The following is a 23484-nucleotide window of genomic DNA, read 5'->3' as shown; positions in this document are numbered from 1 at the left end:
TGGATTTTGTAGGAGTACATCGTGCGTAAGTTGACTCAATTGGTTCTCCTGGCCACCGTGCTGGTCGCCGGTCCGGCTTTTGCCGACATGAAGATTGCCGTGCTGAATTATCAGATGGCCCTGCTGGAATCCGACGCAGCGAAGAAATACGCCGTGGATGCGGAGAAGAAATTCGGTCCGCAACTGACCAAGCTCAAGGGCCTGGAAAGCAGCGCCAAGGGCATTCAGGATCGTCTGGTAGCCGGTGGCGACAAGATGGCCCAGGGCGAGCGTGAGCGTCTGGAGCTTGAATTCAAGCAAAAGGCCCGTGACTTCCAGTTCCAGTCCAAGGAGCTGAACGAAGCGAAAGCTGTTGCCGACCGCGAAATGCTCAAGCAACTCAAGCCGAAACTCGACAGCGCCGTGGAAGAAGTCATCAAGAAAGGTGGTTTTGACCTGGTGTTCGAGCGTGGCGCAGTGATCGATGTCAAGCCTCAATACGACATCACGCGCCAGGTAATCGAGCGCATGAATCAGCTGAAGTAATCCATGACAGCGACTATCAAGCTCGGCCAGTTGGCCGAGTTCCTCGGCGCCACCCTGCGTGGCGACCCGGAGAAGGCAATTACTGGGCTAGCCACTTTGCAAGAGGCTGGCCCAGCTCAGTTGAGCTTTCTGGCAAATCCTCAGTATCGCAAGTATCTGGCCGATAGCCGGGCCGCCGCGCTGTTGCTCAAGGCCGCTGATGCCGAAGGGTTTGCCGGCGATGCCCTGATCGTGCCCGATCCGTACCTGGCGTATGCGCGAATTTCCCATCTGTTCGATCCCAAGCCCAAGTCGGCTGCTGGTATTCATCCCAGCGCGGTGATCGCGGCGGATGCCGTGGTCGATCCCACGGCCAGCGTCGGTCCGTTCGTGGTCATCGAAAGCGCGGCCCGCATTGGTGCGGGTGTCACGCTGGGTGCCCATTGTGTCATTGGCGCACGCAGCGAGATCGGTGAAGGTGGCTGGCTGGCCCCACGGGTCACCCTGTACCACGATGTCCGCATCGGCAAGCGCGTGGTGATTCAATCCGGCGCGGTGTTGGGCGGCGAAGGCTTCGGTTTCGCCAACGAGAAAGGCATCTGGCAGAAGATCGCCCAGATCGGTGGCGTCACCATTGGCGATGACGTGGAGATCGGCGTCAATACCGCGATCGACCGCGGCGCCCTGGCCGATACGGTCATCGGCAATGGCGTCAAGCTCGACAACCAGATCCAGATCGCCCACAACGTCCAGGTCGGTGATCACACCGCCATGGCCGCCTGCGTGGGCATCTCCGGCAGCACCAAGATCGGCAAGCATTGCATGCTCGCCGGTGGCGTGGGGCTGGTGGGCCATATCGATATCTGTGACAACGTGTTCCTGACCGGGATGACCATGGTGACCCACTCGATTACCGAGCCGGGTGCCTATTCTTCCGGTACGGCCATGCAGCCGGCAGCCGAATGGCGCAAGAGCGCGGCGCGTATCCGTCAGCTCGACGACATCGCGCGGCGCCTCAAGCAGGTGGAAAAGCGTGTAGGGGACGTGACCCCTGGCGGTAATGCTTCATCAGATGGCTGATACCATTTCCATATCAAGTGTGCACAGCCGTTAGGGCATCTTGATTTGCTAGCGGAGTGCGCGTCACTCGTGCGCTCCCAATCTTTACATAGGCTTCCCCCCGAAATGATGGACATCAACGAGATTCGCGAATACCTGCCTCACCGTTACCCGTTCCTGCTGGTGGATCGGGTGGTGGACCTGGACGTTGAAGGCAAGCGCATTCGCGCCTATAAGAATGTCAGCATCAACGAGCCGTTCTTCAATGGTCACTTCCCCGCGCATCCAATCATGCCGGGCGTATTGATCATCGAGGCGATGGCCCAGGCTGCCGGGATCCTTGGTTTCAAAATGCTCGACGTAAAGCCTGCCGACGGCACGCTCTATTACTTCGTCGGCTCCGACAAGCTGCGCTTCCGCCAGCCGGTCACCCCGGGCGATCAGTTGATCCTCGAAGCCAAGTTCATCAGTTGCAAGCGCCAGATCTGGAAATTCGAATGCCAGGCTTCGGTCGACGGCAAGCCAGTCTGCTCCGCTGAAATCATCTGTGCGGAACGCAAACTATGAGTTTGATTGACCCTCGCGCAATCATCGATCCGACGGCCGTTTTGGCCGCCGATGTCGAGGTCGGCCCGTGGTCGATTGTCGGCGCAGGTGTGGAAATTGGCGAGGGTACGGTGATCGGTCCCCACGTAATTCTCAAGGGACCGACCCGGATCGGTCGGCACAATCGCATCTACCAGTTTTCTTCGGTAGGCGAGGACACGCCCGATCTCAAGTACAAAGGTGAAGAAACCCGTCTGGTCATCGGCGATCACAACGTGATCCGCGAAGGTGTGACGATTCACCGTGGCACCGTTCAGGATCGTTCCGAAACGACCCTGGGCGACCATAACCTGATCATGGCCTATGCGCACATCGGCCATGACAGCGTGATTGGCAACCATTGCATCCTGGTCAACAACACCGCCCTGGCCGGCCATGTGCACGTGGACGATTGGGCGATCCTGTCCGGGTTCACCCTGGTGCACCAGTATTGCCATATCGGCGCCCACAGTTTCTCTGGCATGGGCACTGCCATCGGCAAGGACGTCCCGGCCTATGTCACGGTGTTCGGCAACCCGGCCGAAGCCCGCAGCATGAACTTCGAAGGCATGCGTCGGCGTGGTTTCAGCGAAGAGGCGATCACGGCACTGCGTCGCGCCTACAAGGTCGTGTATCGCCAGGGCCTGACGGTCGAACAGGCACTCGCCGAACTGGCCGAGGCTTCAGCGCAACACCCGGAAGTGGCGATCTTCCGCGATTCCATACAGTCTTCGACCCGCGGCATCACTCGCTGACCATGGCTAATTTGCGTATTGCACTGGTGGCGGGAGAGGCTTCCGGTGACATTCTGGGCGCCGGTCTGATGCGCGCGCTCAAGACGCAGCACCCCGCTGTCGAATTCATTGGTGTTGGTGGGCCGTTGATGGAGGCCGAGGGGCTGACGTCCTATTTCCCGATGGAACGCCTGTCGGTGATGGGCCTGGTGGAAGTACTCGGTCGCCTGCGTGAGCTGCTGGCCCGGCGCAAGAAGCTGATCCAGACCCTGATCGATGAAAAACCGGATGTGTTCATCGGCATCGATGCGCCGGATTTCACCCTCAATATCGAACTCAAGCTACGTCAGGCCGGTATCAAGACCGTGCATTACGTCAGTCCATCGGTCTGGGCTTGGCGGCAGAAGCGGGTGCTGAAGATTCGCGAAGGTTGCGACCTGATGCTGACGCTGCTGCCATTCGAAGCCAAATTCTACGAAGAGAAGGGCGTACCGGTGCGGTTTGTCGGTCATACCCTGGCCGATACGATCCCCCTGGAGGCCGACCGCGTAGCCGCTCGCCAGGCGTTGGGCCTGGCGGAAGGACCGCTGGTGGCCTTGATGCCTGGCAGCCGGGGCGGCGAAGTGAGCCGCTTGGGTGGTTTGTTTTTCGATGCCGCTGAGCGCCTTCGGACGTTGCGCCCCGGTGTGGGTTTTGTCCTGCCTTGTGCCAGTCCAGAGCGCCGGGCCCAGCTGGAAGCGCTTCTGGTCGGTCGCGACTTGCCGATTACACTGCTCGACGGTCGCTCCCATGAGGCGCTGGCGGCGTGTGATGCCGTGTTGATTGCGTCCGGCACTGCTACCCTTGAGGCGTTGTTGTACAAGCGCCCGATGGTGGTCGCTTATCGCCTGGCGCCGCTGACATTCTGGATCCTCAAGCGTATGGTCAAGAGCCCTTACGTCTCCCTGCCGAACTTGCTGGCCCAGCGCTTGCTGGTGCCCGAGTTGTTGCAGGACGAGGCGACCGCCGATGCATTGGCCAATACGCTTGCGCCTTTGATCGACGGCGGCCAGGAACAGACCCGGGGCTTTGACGAAATCCACCGCACTTTGCGCCGCGATGCCTCCAACCAGGCGGCGGACGCAGTGCTGACCCTGATCGGCGCAAAACAATGAGTAATGTAAAGCTACAGATGGGCCTGGACTTCAACCTGGTCGCCGAAGTGGAAGAACTGGTGGCCGGTGTCGATGAGGTGGGGCGCGGCCCGTTGTGCGGCGCGGTGGTGACAGCGGCGGTGATTCTTGATCCGAACCGGCCGATCCTGGGGCTCAACGACTCCAAGAAGCTCACCGAGGCCCGTCGCGAAAAACTCTACGACGAAATCTGCGAGAAAGCCCTGAGCTGGTGCATTGCCCGGGCCGAAGTCGAAGAAATCGACGAACTGAATATCCTGCACGCGACCATGCTCGCCATGCAGCGTGCCGTGGAAGGCCTGCACATCACGCCGAAGCTGGCGATGATCGACGGCAATCGTTGCCCGAAACTGCCGATGCGCGCCGAAGCGGTCATCCAGGGCGACGGCAAGGTGCCCGCCATCGCGGCGGCCTCGATCCTGGCCAAGGTCAGCCGTGACCGGGAAATGGCTGCTTTCGAATTGATCTACCCGGGCTATGGCATCGGTGGACACAAGGGCTACCCGACCCCCGTGCATCTCGAAGCCCTGGCGCGCCTTGGGCCAACGCCCATTCATCGGCGTTCGTTCGCTCCGGTGCGGTTGGCCTATGAGGCTCGTGAAGGGTTGATCATAAACAGTCAGTGCCCTGTTTCTTAAGGCGAACGCTGCTTTTGTGGCGAGGGGATTTATCCCCGCTGGACTGCGAAGCAGTCCCAAAGTCCATCAGATGGACCGGGTTGTCAGGTTTAAGGGCCGCTTCGCGCCCCAGCGGGGATAAATCCCCTCGCCACAAAAGCCGTGTTCGCATTTTCAAGACCGGACACTCATGGCTGATGTTTTACCCAAGGCCCGGTACAATCCAGGCCTTGTTGTTTTCATGACTTAACGCAGGATCACTATGCCGGCTTCATTCGTTCATCTACGCCTGCACACTGAATACTCCCTGGTCGACGGCCTGGTGCGGATCAAGCCATTGGTCAAGACCCTGGTGGGCATGAACATGCCTGCCGTAGCGGTCACCGACCAGAACAACATGTGTTCGCTGGTCAAGTTCTACAAGGCCGCCATGGGCGCTGGGATCAAGCCGATCTGCGGTGCCGACCTGTGGCTGTCGAACAAGGACCCGGACGCGCCGTTGAGTCGCATCAGCCTGCTGGTGATGAATGCCGTGGGTTACCGCAACCTGACCGAACTGATTTCTCGCGGCTTTATCGACGGCCAGCGCAATGGCTCGATCATCATCGAGCGCGAGTGGGTGGCTGAAGCCAGCGAAGGGCTGATCATGCTGTCGGCGGCCAAGGAGGGTGAAATCGGCCTGGCCCTGCTCAGTGGCAACGCCGAAGAGGCTGAAGTCCTGGCGCGCGACTGGATGGCGGTGTTTCCCGATCGCTTCTACATCGAAGTGCAGCGCACCAATCGCCCCAACGACGAAGAACACCTGCACGCCGCCGTGGCCCTGGCCGACAAGATAGGCGCGCCACTGGTGGCGACCAACGACGTGCGCTTCATCAAGCAGGAGGATTTCGAGGCCCACGAAACCCGTGTCTGCATCGGTGAGGGCCGCGCCCTTGATGATCCGCGCCGTCCAAAGAACTACAGCGACCAGCAATACCTCAAAAGCGCCGAGGAAATGGCCGAGTTGTTCAGCGATCTGCCGGAGGCGCTGGAAAACACCGTCGAGATCGCCAAGCGCTGCAACATCGAAGTGAAGCTGGGCAAGCACTTCCTGCCCAACTTCCCGATCCCCGATGGCATGACCATCGACGAGTATTTCCGCAAGGTGTCCTTCGATGGTCTTGAGGAGCGCCTCAGCGTCCTGCTGCCCAAGGACACCACCGAAGATTACGAAGCCAAGCGCCAGGTCTATGTCGATCGGTTGAATTTCGAGCTGGATATCATCATCCAGATGGGCTTTCCCGGTTACTTCCTGATCGTGATGGACTTTATCCAGTGGGCCAAGAACAACGGCGTGCCGGTGGGTCCTGGCCGTGGATCGGGTGCCGGGTCGCTGGTGGCCTATGTGCAGAAGATCACCGACCTCGATCCGCTGGAATATGACCTGCTGTTCGAACGTTTCCTCAACCCGGAACGGGTCTCCATGCCCGACTTCGACGTCGACTTCTGCATGGACGGTCGTGACCGGGTGATCGACTACGTGGCCGAGAAGTACGGTCGCAACGCCGTGAGCCAGATCATCACCTTCGGTTCCATGGCCGCCAAGGCCGTGGTGCGCGATGTGGCGCGGGTACAGGGCAAGTCCTACGGCCTGGCGGATCGTCTGTCGAAGATGATTCCGTTCGAAGTCGGCATGACGCTGGAAAAAGCCTACGAGCAGGAAGAAATCCTGCGGGACTTCATCAAGGTCGATGAAGAAGCCGCGGAAATCTGGGAGATGGCCCGCAAGCTCGAAGGCGTGGTGCGTAACGTTGGCAAGCACGCCGGTGGCGTGGTCATCGCGCCGACCAAACTGACCGACTTCTCGCCGATCTATTGCGATGAAGAAGGCGACGGCCTGGTGACCCAGTTCGACAAGGACGACGTCGAGGCGGCTGGCCTGGTGAAGTTCGACTTCCTCGGCCTGCGCACCCTGACCATCATCGACTGGGCGCTGAAAACCATCAACCGTGACCGGGCCAAGGTCGGCGAAGAACCGCTGGACATTGCCTTCATCCCGCTCGATGACAAGCCGACCTACAACCTGCTGCAAAAAGCCGAAACCACAGCGGTGTTCCAGCTTGAATCCCGGGGCATGAAAGAGCTGATCAAAAAGCTCAAGCCCGACTGCCTGGAAGACCTGATCGCACTGGTGGCCCTGTTCCGTCCGGGCCCGCTGCAATCGGGCATGGTGGATGACTTCATCAACCGTAAGCACGGTCGCGCCGAGCTGGCGTACCCACACTCGGACTATCAGTACGAAGGCTTGAAACCGGTGCTGGCACCGACCTACGGCATCATCCTGTACCAGGAACAGGTGATGCAGATTGCCCAGGTCATGGCCGGTTATACCCTTGGCGGCGCGGACATGCTGCGTCGGGCGATGGGTAAGAAAAAGCCCGAGGAAATGGCCAAGCAACGCGGCGGTTTCATTGAGGGGTGCGCCACCAACGGCATCGACCCTGACCTGGCCGGTAACATTTTCGACCTGGTGGAAAAGTTCGCCGGCTACGGCTTCAACAAATCCCACTCCGCCGCCTATGGCCTGGTGTCGTACCAGACCGCGTGGCTGAAGGCGCACTACCCGGCGCCATTCATGGCCGCGGTGCTGTCGGCGGATATGCACAACACCGACAAGGTCGTGACCTTGATCGAAGAAGTGCGGACCATGAAACTGCGCCTCGACGCACCGGACGTGAACGCTTCGGAGTTCAAGTTCACGGTGAACGACGAAGGCCGCATCATTTACGGCCTGGGCGCGATCAAGGGCGTGGGCGAGGGGCCGGTGGAAGCCATCACCGAAGCGCGCCAGGACGGGCCGTTCAAGGATCTGTTCGATTTCTGCGCCCGGGTTGACCTCAAGCGCATCAACAAGCGCACCCTCGACGGCTTGATCCGCAGTGGCGCCCTGGACCGCCTGGGGCCTTATTTCCAGGATGAGCCCAAGGCCTACCAGGCCAACATCGACCGCAACCGCGCGGTGTTGCTGGCGGCAATGGAGGAGGCGATCAAGGCCGCCGAACAGACTGCCCGCACCCATGACAGCGGCCATGCCGACCTGTTTGGCGGGCTGTTCGTCGAAGAAGACGCCGATGTCTACGGCAATCATCGCAAGGCCAAGGAGCTGACCCTCAAGGAACGCCTCAAGGGTGAGAAAGACACCCTGGGCCTGTACCTCACCGGGCACCCGATCGACGAATACGAAGGCGAGATCCGCCGCTTCGCCCGTCAGCGCATCATCGACCTCAAGCCGGCGCGCGATACGCAAACCGTCGCCGGCATGATCATCGCCCTGCGGGTGATGAAGAACAAAAAGGGCGACAAGATGGGTTTCATCACCCTCGACGACCGCTCCGGGCGCATCGAGGCGTCACTTTTCGCCGATGCGTTCCATTCGGCGCAGTCGCTGTTGCAGACCGACGCGATGGTGGTGGTGGAAGGCGAGGTCAGCAACGATGACTTTTCCGGTGGCCTGCGGCTGCGGGTCAAGCGGGTGATGAGCATGGAAGATGCCCGTACCAACCTGGCTGAAAGCCTGCGCCTGAAGTTGCAGACCCAGGATCTCAAGGGCGATCAGCTACGCTGGTTGGGCGAATTGTTCAAGCGCCATCGCGGTGCTTGTCCGATCACCATGGAGTACGTACGCCCCGATGCCAAGGCTGTGTTGCAGTTCGGCGAAGGCTGGCGGATCGATCCGGCGGATGCGTTGATTCAAGCCTTGCGTGACCAGTTCGGCAAAGACAACGTCTTCCTCCAATACCGTTGACGGCCAGGGGCCATTCTTGAAACCGGAATACCCCTGATCTCGACCCGAATTTTTAATCTCGACCTGAACGCGCCTCTCCCTTAAGGTAGGCGCGAATAGACAACCGGCCGGCCCAAGCTCTCTTGGACGTCGACCCAAGACGGACGCCTATGAACCCGAATTTTCTAGATTTCGAACAGCCGATCGCCGACCTGCAAGCCAAGATCGAAGAGTTGCGCTTGGTCGGTAATGACAATTCGCTGAATATCGGCGATGAAATCTCTCGTCTGCAGGACAAAAGCCGCACGCTGACCGAAGACATCTTCGGCAAGCTGACCAGCTGGCAGATCGCCCGCCTGGCGCGTCACCCGCGTCGTCCCTATACCCTGGACTACATCGAGCATATCTTCACCGAGTTCGATGAGCTGCATGGCGACCGTCACTTCTCCGACGACGCCGCGATCGTCGGCGGTGTCGCCCGTCTGGAAGACCAGCCAGTGATGGTGATCGGCCATCAGAAAGGCCGCGAAGTGCGCGAGAAAGTACGTCGCAACTTCGGCATGCCGCGTCCGGAAGGCTACCGCAAGGCTTGCCGCCTGATGGAAATGGCCGAGCGCTTCAAGATGCCGATCCTGACCTTCATCGACACGCCGGGTGCCTACCCGGGCATCGACGCCGAAGAGCGCAACCAGAGCGAAGCAATTGCCTGGAACCTGCGCGTCATGGCGCGCCTGAAAACCCCGATCATCGCCACTGTGATTGGCGAAGGCGGTTCCGGCGGTGCGTTGGCCATCGGCGTCTGCGACCAGTTGAACATGCTGCAATATTCCACTTATGCGGTGATCTCGCCGGAAGGTTGCGCCTCGATCCTGTGGAAAACCGCCGAGAAGGCGCCGGATGCCGCCGAGGCCATGGGCATTACCGCCGAGCGTCTCAAAGGCCTGGGTATCGTCGATAAAGTGATCAGCGAGCCAGTCGGCGGCGCTCACCGCGATCCGGCTGCAGCGGCGGCACTGATCCGCGCCGAGCTGAGCTCGCAACTGTCGATGCTCAAGAAGTTCGACAACGAAGCGCTGCTGGCTCGTCGCTACGAGCGGTTGATGAGCTACGGCCTCTGATCTGACTGCAACACCCATGTGGGAGCGGGCTTGCTCGCGAAAGCGGTTTAACATTCAACAGATGCGTTGACTGGTACACCGCTTTCGCGAGCAAGCCCGCTCCCACATTTGTTTGTGCCAAGGCAAACCCTTATGAACCACAGCACGGACCTGCCAACCCGGCTCCTCACACAGCTATCCTCCTGGCGCAACGCCGCCACCTGGCGCATCGCCTTCTCCGGCGGCCTCGACTCCACCGTCCTGCTGCACCTGCTCGTAACCCTTTCTCAACGCCAACCCTTGCCCCCGCTGAGCGCTATCCATGTGCATCACGGCCTCCAGGCGGTGGCCGAGGCGTGGCCGGACCATTGCCGTTCGGTCTGTGCGGCCCTGGGCGTGCCGCTGGACGTGGTGGCTGTGCAAGTGCGTCCAGGCCCCAGTGTCGAGCGCGCCGCGCGGGAAGCGCGTTACGCGGCCTTTGTCGCGGCGATCCACAGCAATGAAGTGCTGCTTACCGCCCAGCATCGCGATGACCAGGCCGAAACCCTGCTGTTTCGCCTGCTAAGGGGAGCGGGGGTGAAGGGCCTGGCGGCGATGCCGGCGCAGCGTCCTTTGGGTCAAGGGCATTTGCTGCGGCCCTTGCTCGATGTGCCCCGGGTGGAGCTGGAAGCCTATGCGAGGCAGCGTGGCTTGAGCTGGATCGAAGACCCATCCAACGACGACCATCGGTACGCGCGCAATTACCTGCGCCAGCGAGTTTTTCCAGTGTTGGCCAAGCAATGGCCCCAAGCTTCGACGACCCTGGCTCGTAGCGCTGCGCACATGGGCGAAGCCCAGGGGTTGCTGGACGATCTGGCGCAAATCGACCTGGCCCAGGCCGCGACCCCGGGCGCGTTCGACTGGCTCGGGCTGCAATCCCTGGCGCTGGCGCCTTTGCGGGCGTTGTCGCCGGCCCGTCAGCGCAACGCCTTGAGCCACTGGCTGGCACCGATGACCCTGCTGCCCGACACCGATCACTGGTCGGGCTGGGACTCGTTGCGCGATGCTGCCGACGATGCCCGGCCGATCTGGCGCCTGGCCGGTGGCGAGCTGCATCGCGCCGCCGGGCGGGTCTGGTGGTTATCCGACCACTGGCTATGTTCGCTGCCAGGCACCGTCGACTGGGCCGATCCGGCGGTTGCGCTGCGCTTGCCGGGCAATGGTCGGGTAGTGCTCGACGGCACGCCGCCTGCGGGACCGCTTAGCGTGCGCTATCGTCAAGGCGGCGAGGTGATGGTGTTAGCGGGTCGTGGTCATCGTGACCTCAAGCGTTTGCTCAATGAAAAGGCCGTGCCGGTGTTCGTTCGCGGCCGATTGCCGCTGCTCTATCAGGGCGAGCAATTGCTGGCGGTGGCCAACCTGACCGGGCTCGATGCACAGGCTGATGGCAGTTGGCAATTGATCTGGACGCCAGGAAGCCAAGATCTGGGTTTGAGCTGAAAGGGGCTTTCCGGTAGACTACGCTCCCTTCTTGATACAACTTCTGTGGATTCGCCTGAATTGCAGGAGTTGCCGATTACCAAGCAGTCTTTGCTGGGCGATTCCAAAAAATGTGTAGCGAGCAACGTACCGGTGATTTCACTTCCGGTCTGTCCCAACGCGGCGGTTTTTTTGAAAGGTGCACTGTGATTAATGCAGGTGATCGGGGGCTTCGGCCTTCCTTCGCTTTCCCCGGCGGCTCGGACCGCTTTAACGCAGACTTCTAGGGTTTTTCATGACGCGCTACATATTCGTCACGGGCGGTGTTGTTTCTTCATTGGGGAAAGGCATTGCCTCGGCTTCATTGGCGGCCATCCTGGAGGCGCGGGGACTTAAGGTCACCATGCTCAAGCTGGACCCGTACATCAACGTCGACCCGGGCACCATGAGCCCGTTCCAGCACGGTGAAGTGTTCGTCACCCACGACGGCGCCGAGACCGACCTGGACCTGGGCCACTACGAGCGGTTCATCCGCACCACCATGACCCAGAACAACAACTTCACCACCGGCCGTGTCTACGAGCACGTGCTGCGCAAGGAGCGTCGTGGTGACTACCTGGGCGCGACCATCCAGGTCATCCCGCACATCACCGACGAAATCAAGCGCCGCATCATCAAGGGTGCCGGCGATGCCGACGTGGCGATGGTCGAGATCGGTGGTACCGTGGGCGACATCGAGTCCCAGCCGTTCCTCGAAGCCATCCGCCAGTTGCGTTTTGAAATCGGCGCCAAGCGCGCGATGCTGATGCACCTGACCCTGGTCCCGTACATCGCCACCGCTGGCGAAACCAAGACCAAGCCGACCCAGCACTCGGTCAAGGAACTGCGTTCCATCGGCCTGCAGCCGGACGTGCTGATCTGCCGCTCCGATCACCCGATCGACATCTCTTCGCGTCGCAAGATCGCCCAGTTCACCAACGTTGAAGAGCGTGCGGTCATCGGTCTGGAAGACGCCGACACCATCTACAAGATTCCGGGCATCCTGCACTCCCAGGGCCTGGACGACTTCGTCGTCGAGCGCTTCGGCCTGCAATGCGCCAGTGCCGATCTGTCCGAGTGGGAAGCCGTGGTCGATGCCAAGCTCAACCCGGAGCACGAAGTCACCATCGCCATGGTCGGCAAGTACATGGAACTGCTGGACGCCTACAAGTCGCTGATCGAGGCGATGAGTCACGCCGGCATCAGCAACCGTACCAAGGTCAACCTGCGCTACATCGATTCCGAAGACATCGAGAACCAGGGCACCGGCCTGCTCGAAGGCGCCGATGCGATCCTCGTGCCGGGCGGCTTCGGCCTGCGGGGCGTGGAAGGCAAGATCACTGCCGTGCAATACGCTCGCGAAAACAAGGTGCCCTACCTGGGTATCTGCCTGGGCATGCAAGTGGCGGTCATCGAGTTCGCCCGTAACGTGTTGGGCTGGAAAGATGCCAACTCCACCGAGTTCGATCGTGCCAGCGGCCATCCGGTCGTGGGCCTGATCACCGAGTGGGAAGATGCTACCGGTGCCGTGGAAGTGCGTACCGAAAGTTCGGACCTGGGCGGCACCATGCGTCTCGGTGCCCAGGAATGCCTGCTGGAAGCCGGCTCCAAGGTGCACGATTGCTACGCCAAGGATGTGATCGTCGAGCGTCACCGTCATCGCTACGAAGTGAACAACAACCTGTTGCCACAGTTGATCGAAGCCGGCCTGAAGATCTCCGGTCGTTCCGGTGACGGCGCGCTGGTCGAAGTGGTCGAGGCTCCGGATCACCCATGGTTCGTCGCCTGCCAGTTCCACCCCGAGTTCACCTCGACACCACGGGACGGTCATCCGTTGTTCAGCGGTTTCGTGAAAGCCGCTTTGGCTCAACACCAGAAAAAGGCATAAGACGATGGCTCAGAAGATAATCCGCGTCGGCGACATTGAGGTTGCCAACGACAAGCCCATGGTGCTGTTTGGCGGCATGAACGTGCTGGAAAGCCGCGACATGGCGATGCAGGTCTGCGAAGAGTACGTGAAGGTCACCCAGAAACTGGGGATTCCTTATGTCTTCAAGGCCAGTTTCGACAAGGCCAACCGTTCGTCCGTGACGTCATACCGTGGCCCAGGCCTGGAAGAAGGCATGCGGATCTTCCAGGACATCAAGCAAGCCTTTGGCGTGCCGATCATCACCGACGTCCACGAGCCGGTCCAGGCCGCCGTCGCCGCCGAGGTCTGCGACGTCATCCAGTTGCCGGCCTTCCTGTCGCGCCAGACCGACCTGGTGGTCGCGATGGCCAAGACCGGCGCGGTGATCAATATCAAGAAAGCCCAGTTCCTCGCGCCCCAGGAAATGAAACACATCCTGAGCAAGTGCGAAGAGGCCGGCAATGACCAGTTGATCCTCTGCGAGCGTGGTTCGAGCTTCGGCTACAACAACCTGGTGGTGGACATGCTCGGCTTCGGCATCATGAAGCAGTTTGAGTACCCGGTGCTCTTCGACGTGACGCATGCCTTGCAGATGCCTGGCGGTCGTTCCGACTCCGCTGGCGGTCGGCGCGCCCAGGTCACTGATCTGGCCAAGGCGGGCATGAGCCAGTCCCTGGCCGGTCTGTTCCTCGAAGCCCACCCCGATCCAGACAACGCCAAGTGCGATGGTCCTTGTGCCTTGCGTTTGAACAAGCTGGAACCCTTCCTGTCTCAGCTCAAGGCGTTGGACGAGCTGGTCAAGAGTTTTCCGACGATAGAAACCGCGTAACGCGGTTTTCTCCGGTAAAGTACCGCCCGATAATCGCTCTGGCCTGCGGGCCGCACCGTTCTTGAGGGCACGCCTTGTACCCTGTGGCGAGGGAGCTTGCTCCCGCTGGAGTGCGAAGCGCTCCCGTTGAGTTCAAGTCGTGTCGCAGCCGAGTGGGAGCAAGCTTCCTGCAACGTTCTAGTCAACTTTGGAGTGTTTACAACAATGGCAAAAATCGTCGACATCAAAGGTCGTGAAGTTCTCGACTCCCGTGGCAACCCCACTGTTGAAGCGGACGTGCTTCTCGACAACGGTATCATCGGCAGCGCCTGCGCGCCGTCCGGTGCTTCCACTGGCTCGCGCGAAGCGCTGGAGCTGCGTGATGGCGACAAGAGCCGTTACCTGGGCAAGGGCGTGCTCAAAGCCGTCGCCAACATCAACGGTCCGATCCGCGACCTGTTGCTGGGCAAGGACCCTGCCGACCAGAAAGCCCTCGATCACGCGATGATCAAGCTCGACGGTACCGAGAACAAAGCCTCCCTGGGCGCCAACGCGATCCTTGCCGTGTCCCTGGCCGCCGCCAAGGCCGCTGCCCAGGACCAGGACCTGCCGCTGTACGCACACATCGCCAATCTCAACGGTACCCCGGGTGTCTACTCGATGCCGGTGCCGATGATGAACATCATCAACGGCGGCGAGCACGCCGATAACAACGTCGACATCCAGGAATTCATGGTGCAGCCGGTTGGCGCCAAGACCTTCTCCGAAGGCCTGCGCATGGGCACCGAGATTTTCCATCACCTCAAGGCTGTGCTCAAAGCCCGTGGCCTGAGCACCGCGGTTGGCGACGAAGGCGGTTTCGCACCGAACCTGGCGTCCAACGAAGACGCGCTGAAAGTGATCTCCGAAGCCGTGGCCAACGCTGGCTACAAGCTGGGCACCGACGTGACCCTGGCCCTGGACTGCGCCGCCAGCGAGTTCTTCGAAGACGGCAAGTACAACCTGTCCGGCGAAGGCCAGGTGTTCACTGCCGAAGGTTTCGCCGACTACCTCAAGGGCCTGACCGAACGTTATCCGATCATCTCCATCGAGGACGGCCTGGACGAGTCCGACTGGGCTGGCTGGAAAATCCTCACCGACAAGATCGGCGAGAAAACCCAGCTGGTGGGTGACGACCTGTTCGTGACCAACACCAAGATCCTGAAAGAAGGCATCGACAAGAAGATCGCCAACTCGATCCTGATCAAGTTCAACCAGATCGGCACCCTGACCGAAACCCTGGAAGCCATCCAGATGGCCAAGGCTGCCGGCTACACCGCCGTGATCTCCCACCGTTCCGGTGAAACCGAAGACTCGACCATTGCCGACCTGGCCGTGGGCACTGCGGCAGGCCAGATCAAGACCGGTTCGCTGTGCCGTTCCGACCGCGTTTCCAAGTACAACCAACTGCTGCGTATCGAAGAGCAATTGAATGGCAAGGCCAAGTACAACGGTCGCGCCGAGTTTCGCGGTTAAGCGGTAAATGGTAAAAAGACAGCGGTTTAGGTCGCAAAAGTCGCCATGGCGGCGGTTTTGTCTCTAATCTGATGCCTTATCAAGCACAAGCCTGGTTCTTCCAGGCTTCGTGCTATCAGACGCTTCAAAGTTTGGCATGGCGGTCTTTTTTCACTGGATACCTGATATTCGATGCGCAGTCCCAATTGGTTGTTTCTTGTCTTGCTCCTGTTGCTGGCCGGCCTGCAGTACCGCCTGTGGGTGGGCAATGGCAGCTTGGCGCAAGTGGCCGACCTGACTCAGCAAATTGCCGACCAACACGCCGAAAACGAGGCGCTGCTGGAGCGTAATCGGGTGATGGACGCCGAAGTGACAGAGCTGAAAAAAGGCATGGAGACCGTTGAAGAGCGGGCTCGACATGAACTGGGCATGGTCAAGGAGGGCGAAACCCTCTACCAGTTGGCCCAATGAGTATTCGTTTGCCGGCCTTCTGGGCCGTAATTCCTGCCGCGGGCGTTGGCGCTCGTATGGCTGCGGACCGTCCCAAGCAATACCTGCAATTGGGCGGACGCACAATTCTTGAACACAGCCTCGGCTGTTTCCTCGACCATCCCACCGTCAAGGGCGTGGTGGTCAGCCTTGCACACGATGATCCCTACTGGCCGACCCTGGCCTGTGCCAACGACACACGCATCCAGCGTGTCGACGGTGGCGAGCAACGTTCGGATTCAGTGCTCAATGCCTTGCTGCACCTGCACGAGCAGGGCGCCGACGATCACGACTGGGTGCTGGTGCACGACGCTGCCCGGCCCAACCTGGCCCGGGCCGACCTGGACACACTGCTCAGCGAGTTGGCGAACGACCTGGTCGGCGGCCTGCTGGCCGTTCCGGCGCGCGACACCCTCAAGCGCGTCGACAAACACGGCCGCGTGCTGGAGACCGTTGATCGCAGCGTGATCTGGCAAGCCTACACGCCACAGATGTTCCGCCTCGGCGCCTTGCATCGGGCCCTGGCTGACAGCCTGGTGGCGGATGCGGTGATTACCGATGAAGCGTCCGCCATGGAGTGGGCGGGGCAGGCGCCACGGCTGATCGAAGGGCGGGCCGATAATATCAAGGTCACCCGGCCGGAAGATTTGGAGTGGTTGCGCCAGCGCTGGGCGAATCGGCATTAAACGGGATCTGTTCCCTCGTTAGATCGTCAGCCCAGGCAACAAAGACCCCCGGTCACCCCCGATACTCCGGCCGCCCAGCCAACCCTTCCTTCAAATATTCCACCAACTTGCGCACCTTCGGCGACAGATGCCGCTGCTGTGGATACAACGCCCACACTGCCGTATTCGGCGGCTGATGGGCTTCCAACAGCGAGATCAATGCACCGCTGTGCAAATGCTCCAGCACGTAATAATCCGGCAGTTGGCACAACCCCACACCTTGCAACGCCGCATCGAGCACCGCTTGCCCGCTGTTGCAGCGCCAGTTTCCCTGTACCCGCTGGGAAAATTCCCGCCCATTCTGCTCCAACTGCCAGATGTCGGAGCTGCCGATCAGGCAGTTGTGGCGGCTCAGTTCCGACAGACTGTGGGGTCGCCCGTAGCGTTCCAGGTATGAGGGGGAAGCGCACAGGTACATGCGTCGCGGTGCCAGGCGCGTAGCGACCAGGCGGGAGTCCTGCAAGCGACCCAGGCGAATCGCCAGGTCCAGGCTCTCATGTACCAGGTCCAATGGGCGATTGCTCAGCTCGATGTCGACCCGCAACTGCGGGTAGAGCCCCATGAAGCGCGTCACCAGCGGCACGATAAATCGCTCGCCGTAGGCCACGGCGCAGGTCATGCGCAGCATGCCCTTGGGTTCGCTGGCCAGGTCGCCGACGGCCCGCAGTGCTTCTTCGCGTCCGTCCTGCAGGCGCTGGCAATGCTGCAAAAAGGTTTGCCCGGCTTCGGTCAGTGTCACCCGGCGGGTACTGCGGTACAGCAAACGTGTTTGTAGACGTTCTTCGAGCCGTACGATTTGTCGACTGATATGGGAAGACGACACCCCGAGGCGTTCGGCGGCGGCGGTGAATTGACTGCATTCGGCCACGGCGACGAACTCGTCGATCCCCTCCCAGCGGTTTTCGGACATGAAGGATTATCCCTGTACGGCAATAATGTTTTGCTTTTGGTTGGATTATTCATCGTCCGGCGGAGGATTACACTCCCGGTCTTGTTTTTATTTGCTGGAGAGACCGGATGATCAAGTCGCGCGCTGCCGTTGCCTTCGAGGCCAAGAAACCCCTGGAAATCGTTGAAGTCGACGTCGCCATGCCCAAGGCGGGCGAAGTGCTGTTGCGCGTGGTGGCTTCCGGTGTTTGCCACACCGACGCCTATACCTTGTCGGGCGCCGACCCGGAAGGGATCTTCCCGTCGATCCTCGGCCACGAAGGCGGCGCTATTGTCGAAGCCGTCGGCGAAGGCGTGACCTCGGTCGCGGTGGGGGACCATGTGATCCCGCTGTACACCCCGGAGTGCGGCCAGTGCAAATTCTGTAAGTCGGGCAAGACCAACCTCTGCCAAGCGATTCGCGCCACCCAGGGCAAAGGCCTGATGCCGGACGGCACTTCGCGCTTTTCCTACAAGGGCGAGACGATTTTCCACTACATGGGCACCTCGACGTTCTCCGAGTACACCGTGCTGCCGGAAATCTCCGTCGCGAAGATTCCAAAAGAAGCGCCGCTGGAAAAAGTCTGCCTGCTGGGTTGTGGTGTCACCACTGGCATCGGCGCGGTCCTCAACACTGCCAAGGTCAAGCCAGGTGATACCGTGGCGATCTTCGGCCTGGGCGGCATCGGCCTTTCGGCCGTGATTGGTGCCGTGAAGGCCAAGGCCTCGCGCATCATTGCCATTGACATCAACCCGGCCAAGTTCGAAATCGCCAAGCAACTGGGCGCTACCGATTGCGTCAACCCGAAAGACTTCGATCGTCCGATCCAGGAGGTCATCGTGGATATGACCGACGGCGGCGTGGACTTTTCCTTCGAGTGCATCGGCAATGTCCAGTTGATGCGTGCCGCGCTGGAGTGCTGCCACAAAGGGTGGGGCGAGTCGGTGATCATCGGCGTGGCCGGCGCCGGCCAGGAAATCGCCACCCGTCCCTTCCAGTTGGTGACCGGGCGCGTCTGGCGCGGTTCGGCCTTTGGTGGCGTGCGCGGTCGCAGCGAATTGCCAAGCTACGTGGACATGGCCGAGAAGGGCGAAATCCCGCTGGATACTTTCATTACCCACACCATGGGCCTGGAAGATATCAACAAGGCATTCGACCTGATGCATGAAGGCAAGAGCATCCGCACCGTTATTCATTTCTGAGGTCGGTCATGAGCCTGGAAAACATTTCTTGCCAGAAAAGCTTCGGCGGCTGGCACAAACGTTACCGGCACCGTTCCGACGTGCTCGGTTGTGACATGGTGTTTGCCGTGTACCTGCCGCCGCAAGCGGAGCAGGGCGGCAAGTTGCCTGTTCTGTACTGGTTGTCCGGGTTGACCTGCACCGACGAGAACTTCATGCAAAAGGCCGGTGCCCAGCGCATGGCCGCCGAGTTGGGCCTGATCATCGTTGCGCCGGACACCAGTCCCCGTGGCGCCGACGTGCCGGGCGATCCGGACGGCGCCTGGGACTTCGGCCTGGGGGCGGGTTTTTATCTGAACGCCACGCAGGATCCGTGGGCGCGGCACTATCGGATGCATGACTACGTGGTGCAGGAATTGCCGGCGCTGGTCGAAGCGCATTTCCCGGCTTCTGACAAACGTGGCATCAGTGGCCACTCCATGGGCGGCCACGGTGCGCTGGTCTGCGCCTTGCGCAACCCGGGGCGTTACCGTTCGGTGTCGGCCTTTTCGCCGATCAACAATCCGATGGATTGTCCATGGGGCCAGAAGGCTTTCTCTCGTTACCTGGGGGAAGACCGCTCGAAATGGCGTGAATGGGATGCCTGTGCGTTGATTGCCGAGGCGCAGGAGAAGCTGCCATTGCTGGTGGACCAGGGTGATCGTGATGATTTCCTGGCCAACCAGCTCAAGCCCGAAGCCCTGCAACAGGCGGCCAAGGCGGCCGATCATCCGTTGGAATTGCGCCTGCAACCGGGCTACGACCACAGCTACTTCTTCATCGCCAGCTTCATCGACGACCACTTGCAGCATCATGCGCGCGCTCTAAACCTCTAATGCAGGTAGAATCACGCCCTGACAAAAATCGGGGCGTTTTTTTATGCGTATTGGCCACGGCTACGATGTTCACCGTTTCGCTGAAGGCGACTTCATTACTCTGGGCGGCGTGCGGATCGCACACGGCTTCGGGCTGCTCGCGCATTCTGACGGTGATGTCCTGCTGCATGCCTTGAGCGATGCACTGCTCGGCGCCGCGGCCCTGGGTGACATCGGCCAGCACTTCCCCGACACCGACCCGCAATTCAAGGGCGCCGACAGCCGCGTGCTGCTGCGTCATGTGGTTTCGCTGATCCACGCCAAGGGCTGGAAAGTCGGCAATGTCGATAACACCATCGTTGCCCAGGCCCCCAAGATGGCGCCGCACATCGAAGCGATGCGCCAGCTGATTGCCGAGGATCTTCAAGTTGAGTTGGACCAAGTGAACGTGAAAGCCACCACCACCGAGAAGCTTGGTTTCGTCGGTCGCGAAGAAGGCATTGCCGTCCACTCCGTCGCCTTGTTGCTGCGCCCATGACTGAACTGGAACTGTTGGGCCCGCGTGCCTACGGCGAACCGCTGGGCAGTGCGGTACTCAAGGCCACCGCTGAAGATTTCCAGGTCGATGAAGTGCTCGACATCCCGTTGACCGGTGATGGCGAGCACTTGTGGATCTGGGTTGAAAAACGTGGTTTGAACACCGAAGAAGCCGCCCGGCGAATCGCCAAGGCTGCCGGCGTGCCGTTGCGCACTGTCAGCTACGCCGGGCTCAAGGACCGCCAGGCCCTGACCCGCCAGTGGTTCAGCATCCAATTGCCGGGCAAGGCCGATCCGGACCTGTCGGCGGCAGAGAACGACACGCTGAAAATCCTCAAGACCGCACGCCACAGGCGCAAGCTGCAACGCGGCGCGCACTCGGCCAATGGCTTTACCTTGCGGCTGACTCAATTCAACGGCGACACGACGGCGATCGATACGCGGCTGCAACAGATCGTCCGCCAGGGCATCCCCAACTATTTTGGCGCCCAGCGCTTCGGCCATGACGGCGGCAATGTCGTCGATGCCCGGGCCTGGGCGGCGCGCAAGGCGTTGCCGGAACAGCGCAATGTACGCTCGCGGTTGTTGTCCACCGCCCGCAGCTTTCTGTTCAACCGGGTGTTGGCGGCGCGGGTCGCCGACGGTACCTGGCAGCAAGCGCAGGTGGGCGATTTGCTCGCCTTCACCGACAGCCGCAGTTTTTTCCCCGCCGGCGAGGCTGAGTGCAGCGACCCGCGCCTGGCCATTCTCGACTTGCACCCGACCGGGCCGCAGTGGGGCGAGGGACCTTCGCCTGCCGCTGGCGCGACGTTCGAGTTGGAACAAGCCATCGCCGCGGGCGAAGCCGACCTGCGGGACTGGTTGATAAACGCGGGAATGAGTCACGAACGTCGCATCCTGCGACTGCCCATTGGCGGCCTGTCGTGGCATTATCCCCAGCCTGACATTCTGCAACTGGAATTCGTCCTGCCGGCCGGATGTTTCGCCACTGTCTTGGTGCGCGAACTCGTCGATTTGGTGCCGGTGGGGCAGACGGACAGCCCATGCGTATTCTGATTTCTAACGACGACGGGGTGACAGCACCCGGTCTTGCCGCGCTTTATGCTGCGCTGGCGGATTTTGCCGAGTGCGTGGTCATCGCCCCGGACCAGGACAAAAGCGGCGCCAGCAGCTCGCTGACGCTCGACCGTCCGTTGCACCCCTGCTATCTGGATAACGGTTTCATCAGCCTCAACGGTACTCCGACCGATTGCGTGCACCTGGGCCTCAACGGCTTGCTGGAGCGTGAGCCGGACATGGTGGTGTCAGGTATCAACCTGGGCGCCAACCTGGGGGACGACGTGCTTTATTCCGGCACGGTTGCCGCCGCCCTGGAAGGTCGTTTCCTGGACAAGCCATCGTTTGCCTTTTCGTTTGTTTCGCGGCAGGTCGATAACTTGCCGACCGCTGCCTATTTCGCTCGTAAACTGGTCGAAGCCCACGGCGAGTTGGAGCTGCCGCCACGCACGGTGCTGAACGTGAATATCCCCAACCTGCCGCTCGATCATATCCGTGGCATCCAGCTCACTCGCCTGGGCCACCGTGCCCGGGCCGCCAAACCTATGCATGTCGTCGACCCGCGCGGCAAGGCCGGTTACTGGATCGCCGCCGCCGGTGATGCCGAAGACGGCGGGCCGGGCACTGATTTCCATGCGGTGATGCAAGGTTATGTCTCGATCACGCCGTTGCAGTTGGACCGTACCTTCAACGACGCCTTTCGAAATCTCGACGGCTGGCTGGAGGGGCTGCGCTGATGGCTCGTGAGCAAGACGATATGCTGCGCCGCGGAATCGGCATGACCTCCCAGCGCACCCGTGAACGACTGATCCAGCGTCTCTACGAAGAAGGTCTCTCCAACGCCCAGGTGTTGGAGGTGATTCGCCGTACGCCGCGCCATCTATTCGTCGATGAAGCCCTGGCCCATCGCGCCTATGAAGACACGGCGTTGCCGATCGGCCATAACCAGACCATTTCCCAGCCATACATGGTGGCCCGCATGAGCGAGTTGCTGCTCGAGGCCGGGCCGCTGGACAAGGTGATGGAGATCGGTACCGGCTCGGGTTACCAGACGGCGGTGTTGTCGCAACTGGTCGAGCGGGTGTTTTCCGTAGAGCGGATCAAGGTACTGCAGGATCGCGCCAAGGAACGCCTGGTGGAGTTGAACCTGCGCAACGTGGTGTTTCGCTGGGGAGATGGCTGGGAGGGGTGGCCGGCCCTGGCGCCGTACAACGGCATCATCGTGACCGCGGTGGCCACCGATGTACCCCAGGCCCTGCTGGATCAGCTTGCTCCCGGCGGGCGACTGGTCATTCCGGTGGGCGCCGGTGAAGTCCAGCAACTGATGCTGATCGTGCGTGAAGAACATGGTTTTTCACGGCACGTCCTGGGGGCGGTGCGGTTCGTGCCGTTACTCAATGGGCCGTTGGCCTGAGCATTTATAAACACACGCTGAATTCCGTGGCCTGGCCTGTGTCTTACAGCGGCACCGATTTGCTGAACAGAGTCCAACGGCGTCGAGCAAACGTGTGCGGCCACACGTTGCGCTTCATTAATAGAGGCGTAGTCGTTGCCAGCTATATTTGTATGAGTTCTGCCTGGACAGGCAGTTTCCAATTTTTCTGCCACCACAAAGGGAGCGGCGGGTGAGTCTCACAGTCATTGCGCAGCGTATGGGTATCACGAGCTTTCAGCGCCTGGTGACTGGCCTCGTCTTGAGCACTTTGCTGGTCGGATGTTCCAGTACGCCGTCGAGCAATGTCCGGGTTGTCGATCGCAACAGTGCAACACCGCAACGTCCTACAGTAACGACCGGTCAGTATGTAGTCCGTCGCGGCGATACGCTGTTTTCCATCGCTTTCCGCTACGGCTGGGACTACAAAGCCCTCGCGGCGCGCAACAACATTCCTGCGCCTTATACGATTCACCCCGGTCAGACGATTCGCTTCGATGGCCGTAGCGGTTCAACGCCTACCGCGGTGGTTACGCAGTCGGGTTCGACGCCTTCTTCGTCGAGTAAGACCACGGTCATTCGCCGGCCGACGGGGGCTGGGACGCCGGCAGTACCGTCCGTCGCGAGCAAACCAGCCCCTGCTCCGATGCCTCCCGCAGGCCCCGCCCCGACCGGCTGGGGATGGCCTTCTAATGGCGTTCTCATTGGAAAATTCTCTTCAAACGGTAGTTTGAATAAAGGAATTGATATCGCCGGGGATTTGGGACAGCCTGTTTTAGCCGCGTCTGATGGCACGGTTGTGTACGCCGGGAGTGGTTTAAGGGGCTACGGCGAACTCGTGATCATCAAACACAGCGATACCTACGTCAGTGCCTACGGTCACAACCGCAGGCTGTTGGTTCGGGAGGGGCAGCAGGTCAAAGTCGGACAGACAATTGCCGAAATGGGATCAACGGGAACAGACCGGGTGAAACTGCATTTTGAGATTCGCCGGCAAGGTAAACCAGTCGATCCGCTGCAATTCCTGCCTCGGCGTTGATTTG

The 23484-nt window shown here is 60.8% G+C and carries 22 protein-coding genes; 21 read left to right on the top strand and 1 reads right to left on the bottom strand.

Annotation, left to right across the window (positions count from 1 at the left end; all coding sequences use genetic code 11):
• Nucleotides 1-21: 21 nt before the first annotated feature.
• The 14 genes from BLU76_RS14780 to ispD all read left to right on the top strand — a co-directional run bounded on the left by BLU76_RS14780 (nucleotide 22) and on the right by ispD (nucleotide 16414).
• Nucleotides 22-525 (top strand): OmpH/Skp family outer membrane protein, encoded by a 504-nt coding sequence (locus BLU76_RS14780; RefSeq protein ID WP_003184901.1) that lies wholly within the window; start codon nucleotides 22-24, stop codon nucleotides 523-525.
• 3 nt (nucleotides 526-528) lie between these two features.
• A complete protein-coding gene (gene lpxD, locus BLU76_RS14775; protein WP_060738995.1) occupies nucleotides 529-1584 on the top strand; it encodes a UDP-3-O-(3-hydroxymyristoyl)glucosamine N-acyltransferase in 1056 nt (351 codons plus the stop codon).
• A gap of 105 nt (nucleotides 1585-1689) precedes the next feature.
• On the top strand, nucleotides 1690-2130 hold the full coding sequence (gene fabZ / locus BLU76_RS14770; RefSeq protein ID WP_003184897.1) for a 3-hydroxyacyl-ACP dehydratase FabZ: 441 nt from the start codon (nucleotides 1690-1692) through the stop codon (nucleotides 2128-2130).
• Nucleotides 2127-2903 carry an acyl-ACP--UDP-N-acetylglucosamine O-acyltransferase gene (lpxA, locus tag BLU76_RS14765; RefSeq protein WP_003198252.1) on the top strand — a complete coding sequence of 259 codons (777 nt, stop codon included), beginning with the start codon at nucleotides 2127-2129 and terminating at the stop codon, nucleotides 2901-2903. The genes fabZ and lpxA overlap by 4 nt, the downstream gene beginning before the upstream one ends.
• 2 nt (nucleotides 2904-2905) lie before the next feature.
• Entirely contained in the window at nucleotides 2906-4036 is a 1131-nt protein-coding gene (gene lpxB, locus BLU76_RS14760) for a lipid-A-disaccharide synthase (protein WP_092223247.1), read from the top strand.
• Entirely contained in the window at nucleotides 4033-4692 is a 660-nt protein-coding gene (rnhB, locus tag BLU76_RS14755; RefSeq protein WP_092223246.1) for a ribonuclease HII, read from the top strand. The genes lpxB and rnhB overlap by 4 nt, the downstream gene beginning before the upstream one ends.
• 241 nt (nucleotides 4693-4933) lie before the next feature.
• The gene (gene dnaE / locus BLU76_RS14750; RefSeq protein ID WP_063322757.1) at nucleotides 4934-8455 is read left to right on the top strand and encodes a DNA polymerase III subunit alpha; all 3522 of its coding nucleotides are present in this window, start codon (nucleotides 4934-4936) and stop codon (nucleotides 8453-8455) included.
• Between the two features lie 149 nt (nucleotides 8456-8604).
• Nucleotides 8605-9552 (top strand): acetyl-CoA carboxylase carboxyltransferase subunit alpha, encoded by a 948-nt coding sequence (locus BLU76_RS14745; RefSeq protein ID WP_063322756.1) that lies wholly within the window; start codon nucleotides 8605-8607, stop codon nucleotides 9550-9552.
• 132 nt (nucleotides 9553-9684) lie between these two features.
• Nucleotides 9685-11010: a tRNA lysidine(34) synthetase TilS gene (gene tilS / locus BLU76_RS14740; RefSeq protein WP_092223245.1), complete on the top strand. Its 1326-nt coding sequence runs from the start codon at nucleotides 9685-9687 to the stop codon at nucleotides 11008-11010.
• A 274-nt stretch (nucleotides 11011-11284) separates the two neighbouring features.
• The gene (locus BLU76_RS14735; protein WP_003198266.1) at nucleotides 11285-12916 is read left to right on the top strand and encodes a CTP synthase; all 1632 of its coding nucleotides are present in this window, start codon (nucleotides 11285-11287) and stop codon (nucleotides 12914-12916) included.
• A gap of 4 nt (nucleotides 12917-12920) precedes the next feature.
• A complete protein-coding gene (kdsA, locus tag BLU76_RS14730) occupies nucleotides 12921-13766 on the top strand; it encodes a 3-deoxy-8-phosphooctulonate synthase (RefSeq protein ID WP_063322754.1) in 846 nt (281 codons plus the stop codon).
• 204 nt (nucleotides 13767-13970) lie between these two features.
• The gene (gene eno, locus BLU76_RS14725; protein WP_063322753.1) at nucleotides 13971-15260 is read left to right on the top strand and encodes a phosphopyruvate hydratase; all 1290 of its coding nucleotides are present in this window, start codon (nucleotides 13971-13973) and stop codon (nucleotides 15258-15260) included.
• Between the two features lie 171 nt (nucleotides 15261-15431).
• On the top strand, nucleotides 15432-15710 hold the full coding sequence (gene ftsB / locus BLU76_RS14720; protein WP_003184873.1) for a cell division protein FtsB: 279 nt from the start codon (nucleotides 15432-15434) through the stop codon (nucleotides 15708-15710).
• Nucleotides 15707-16414, top strand: coding sequence for a 2-C-methyl-D-erythritol 4-phosphate cytidylyltransferase (gene ispD, locus BLU76_RS14715; protein ID WP_092223243.1), 708 nt, complete (start codon nucleotides 15707-15709; stop codon nucleotides 16412-16414). Before ftsB ends, ispD begins: the two co-directional genes overlap by 4 nt.
• Before the next feature lie 52 nt (nucleotides 16415-16466).
• Here ispD and BLU76_RS14710 read toward each other — a convergent pair whose 3' ends face one another.
• The gene (locus BLU76_RS14710) at nucleotides 16467-17363 is read right to left on the bottom strand and encodes a LysR family transcriptional regulator (RefSeq protein ID WP_072343395.1); all 897 of its coding nucleotides are present in this window, start codon (nucleotides 17361-17363) and stop codon (nucleotides 16467-16469) included.
• Between the two features lie 107 nt (nucleotides 17364-17470).
• Here BLU76_RS14710 and BLU76_RS14705 point away from each other — a divergent pair, with 107 nt between their 5' ends.
• The 7 genes from BLU76_RS14705 to BLU76_RS14675 all read left to right on the top strand — a co-directional run bounded on the left by BLU76_RS14705 (nucleotide 17471) and on the right by BLU76_RS14675 (nucleotide 23480).
• Nucleotides 17471-18583 (top strand): S-(hydroxymethyl)glutathione dehydrogenase/class III alcohol dehydrogenase, encoded by a 1113-nt coding sequence (locus BLU76_RS14705; protein WP_063322750.1) that lies wholly within the window; start codon nucleotides 17471-17473, stop codon nucleotides 18581-18583.
• An 8-nt stretch (nucleotides 18584-18591) separates the two neighbouring features.
• Nucleotides 18592-19437, top strand: coding sequence for an S-formylglutathione hydrolase (fghA, locus tag BLU76_RS14700; protein WP_092144077.1), 846 nt, complete (start codon nucleotides 18592-18594; stop codon nucleotides 19435-19437).
• A 43-nt stretch (nucleotides 19438-19480) separates the two neighbouring features.
• Nucleotides 19481-19954 (top strand): 2-C-methyl-D-erythritol 2,4-cyclodiphosphate synthase, encoded by a 474-nt coding sequence (gene ispF / locus BLU76_RS14695; RefSeq protein WP_072343388.1) that lies wholly within the window; start codon nucleotides 19481-19483, stop codon nucleotides 19952-19954.
• On the top strand, nucleotides 19951-21009 hold the full coding sequence (truD, locus tag BLU76_RS14690) for a tRNA pseudouridine(13) synthase TruD (protein WP_092223241.1): 1059 nt from the start codon (nucleotides 19951-19953) through the stop codon (nucleotides 21007-21009). Before ispF ends, truD begins: the two co-directional genes overlap by 4 nt.
• Nucleotides 20997-21746, top strand: a complete 750-nt coding sequence (gene surE / locus BLU76_RS14685; protein ID WP_038856712.1) for a 5'/3'-nucleotidase SurE — start codon at nucleotides 20997-20999, stop codon at nucleotides 21744-21746. The genes truD and surE overlap by 13 nt, the downstream gene beginning before the upstream one ends.
• Before the next feature lie 41 nt (nucleotides 21747-21787).
• Nucleotides 21788-22423 carry a protein-L-isoaspartate(D-aspartate) O-methyltransferase gene (locus BLU76_RS14680; RefSeq protein WP_170862085.1) on the top strand — a complete coding sequence of 212 codons (636 nt, stop codon included), beginning with the start codon at nucleotides 21788-21790 and terminating at the stop codon, nucleotides 22421-22423.
• Between the two features lie 211 nt (nucleotides 22424-22634).
• Nucleotides 22635-23480 (top strand): peptidoglycan DD-metalloendopeptidase family protein, encoded by an 846-nt coding sequence (locus tag BLU76_RS14675; RefSeq protein WP_092223239.1) that lies wholly within the window; start codon nucleotides 22635-22637, stop codon nucleotides 23478-23480.
• Nucleotides 23481-23484: the final 4 nt, after the last annotated feature.

The organism is Pseudomonas sp. NFACC08-1, assembly GCF_900106735.1.
Classification (GTDB): Bacteria; Pseudomonadota; Gammaproteobacteria; order Pseudomonadales; family Pseudomonadaceae; genus Aquipseudomonas; species Aquipseudomonas fluorescens_Q.
Note: the sequence above shows the minus strand (reverse complement) of the source record. Positions and strands in the feature narration are given on the sequence as shown.

Coding starts and splice junctions, on each gene's coding strand:
- lpxD (WP_060738995.1), top strand. CDS start 529: ATGACAGCGACTATCAAGCTCGGCCAGTTGGCCGAGTTCCTCGGCGCC.
- fabZ (WP_003184897.1), top strand. CDS start 1,690: ATGATGGACATCAACGAGATTCGCGAATACCTGCCTCACCGTTACCCG.
- lpxA (WP_003198252.1), top strand. CDS start 2,127: ATGAGTTTGATTGACCCTCGCGCAATCATCGATCCGACGGCCGTTTTG.
- lpxB (WP_092223247.1), top strand. CDS start 2,906: ATGGCTAATTTGCGTATTGCACTGGTGGCGGGAGAGGCTTCCGGTGAC.
- rnhB (WP_092223246.1), top strand. CDS start 4,033: ATGAGTAATGTAAAGCTACAGATGGGCCTGGACTTCAACCTGGTCGCC.
- dnaE (WP_063322757.1), top strand. CDS start 4,934: ATGCCGGCTTCATTCGTTCATCTACGCCTGCACACTGAATACTCCCTG.
- BLU76_RS14745 (WP_063322756.1), top strand. CDS start 8,605: ATGAACCCGAATTTTCTAGATTTCGAACAGCCGATCGCCGACCTGCAA.
- tilS (WP_092223245.1), top strand. CDS start 9,685: ATGAACCACAGCACGGACCTGCCAACCCGGCTCCTCACACAGCTATCC.
- BLU76_RS14735 (WP_003198266.1), top strand. CDS start 11,285: ATGACGCGCTACATATTCGTCACGGGCGGTGTTGTTTCTTCATTGGGG.
- kdsA (WP_063322754.1), top strand. CDS start 12,921: ATGGCTCAGAAGATAATCCGCGTCGGCGACATTGAGGTTGCCAACGAC.
- eno (WP_063322753.1), top strand. CDS start 13,971: ATGGCAAAAATCGTCGACATCAAAGGTCGTGAAGTTCTCGACTCCCGT.
- ftsB (WP_003184873.1), top strand. CDS start 15,432: ATGCGCAGTCCCAATTGGTTGTTTCTTGTCTTGCTCCTGTTGCTGGCC.
- ispD (WP_092223243.1), top strand. CDS start 15,707: ATGAGTATTCGTTTGCCGGCCTTCTGGGCCGTAATTCCTGCCGCGGGC.
- BLU76_RS14710 (WP_072343395.1), bottom strand. CDS start 17,363: ATGTCCGAAAACCGCTGGGAGGGGATCGACGAGTTCGTCGCCGTGGCC.
- BLU76_RS14705 (WP_063322750.1), top strand. CDS start 17,471: ATGATCAAGTCGCGCGCTGCCGTTGCCTTCGAGGCCAAGAAACCCCTG.
- fghA (WP_092144077.1), top strand. CDS start 18,592: ATGAGCCTGGAAAACATTTCTTGCCAGAAAAGCTTCGGCGGCTGGCAC.
- ispF (WP_072343388.1), top strand. CDS start 19,481: ATGCGTATTGGCCACGGCTACGATGTTCACCGTTTCGCTGAAGGCGAC.
- truD (WP_092223241.1), top strand. CDS start 19,951: ATGACTGAACTGGAACTGTTGGGCCCGCGTGCCTACGGCGAACCGCTG.
- surE (WP_038856712.1), top strand. CDS start 20,997: ATGCGTATTCTGATTTCTAACGACGACGGGGTGACAGCACCCGGTCTT.
- BLU76_RS14680 (WP_170862085.1), top strand. CDS start 21,788: ATGACCTCCCAGCGCACCCGTGAACGACTGATCCAGCGTCTCTACGAA.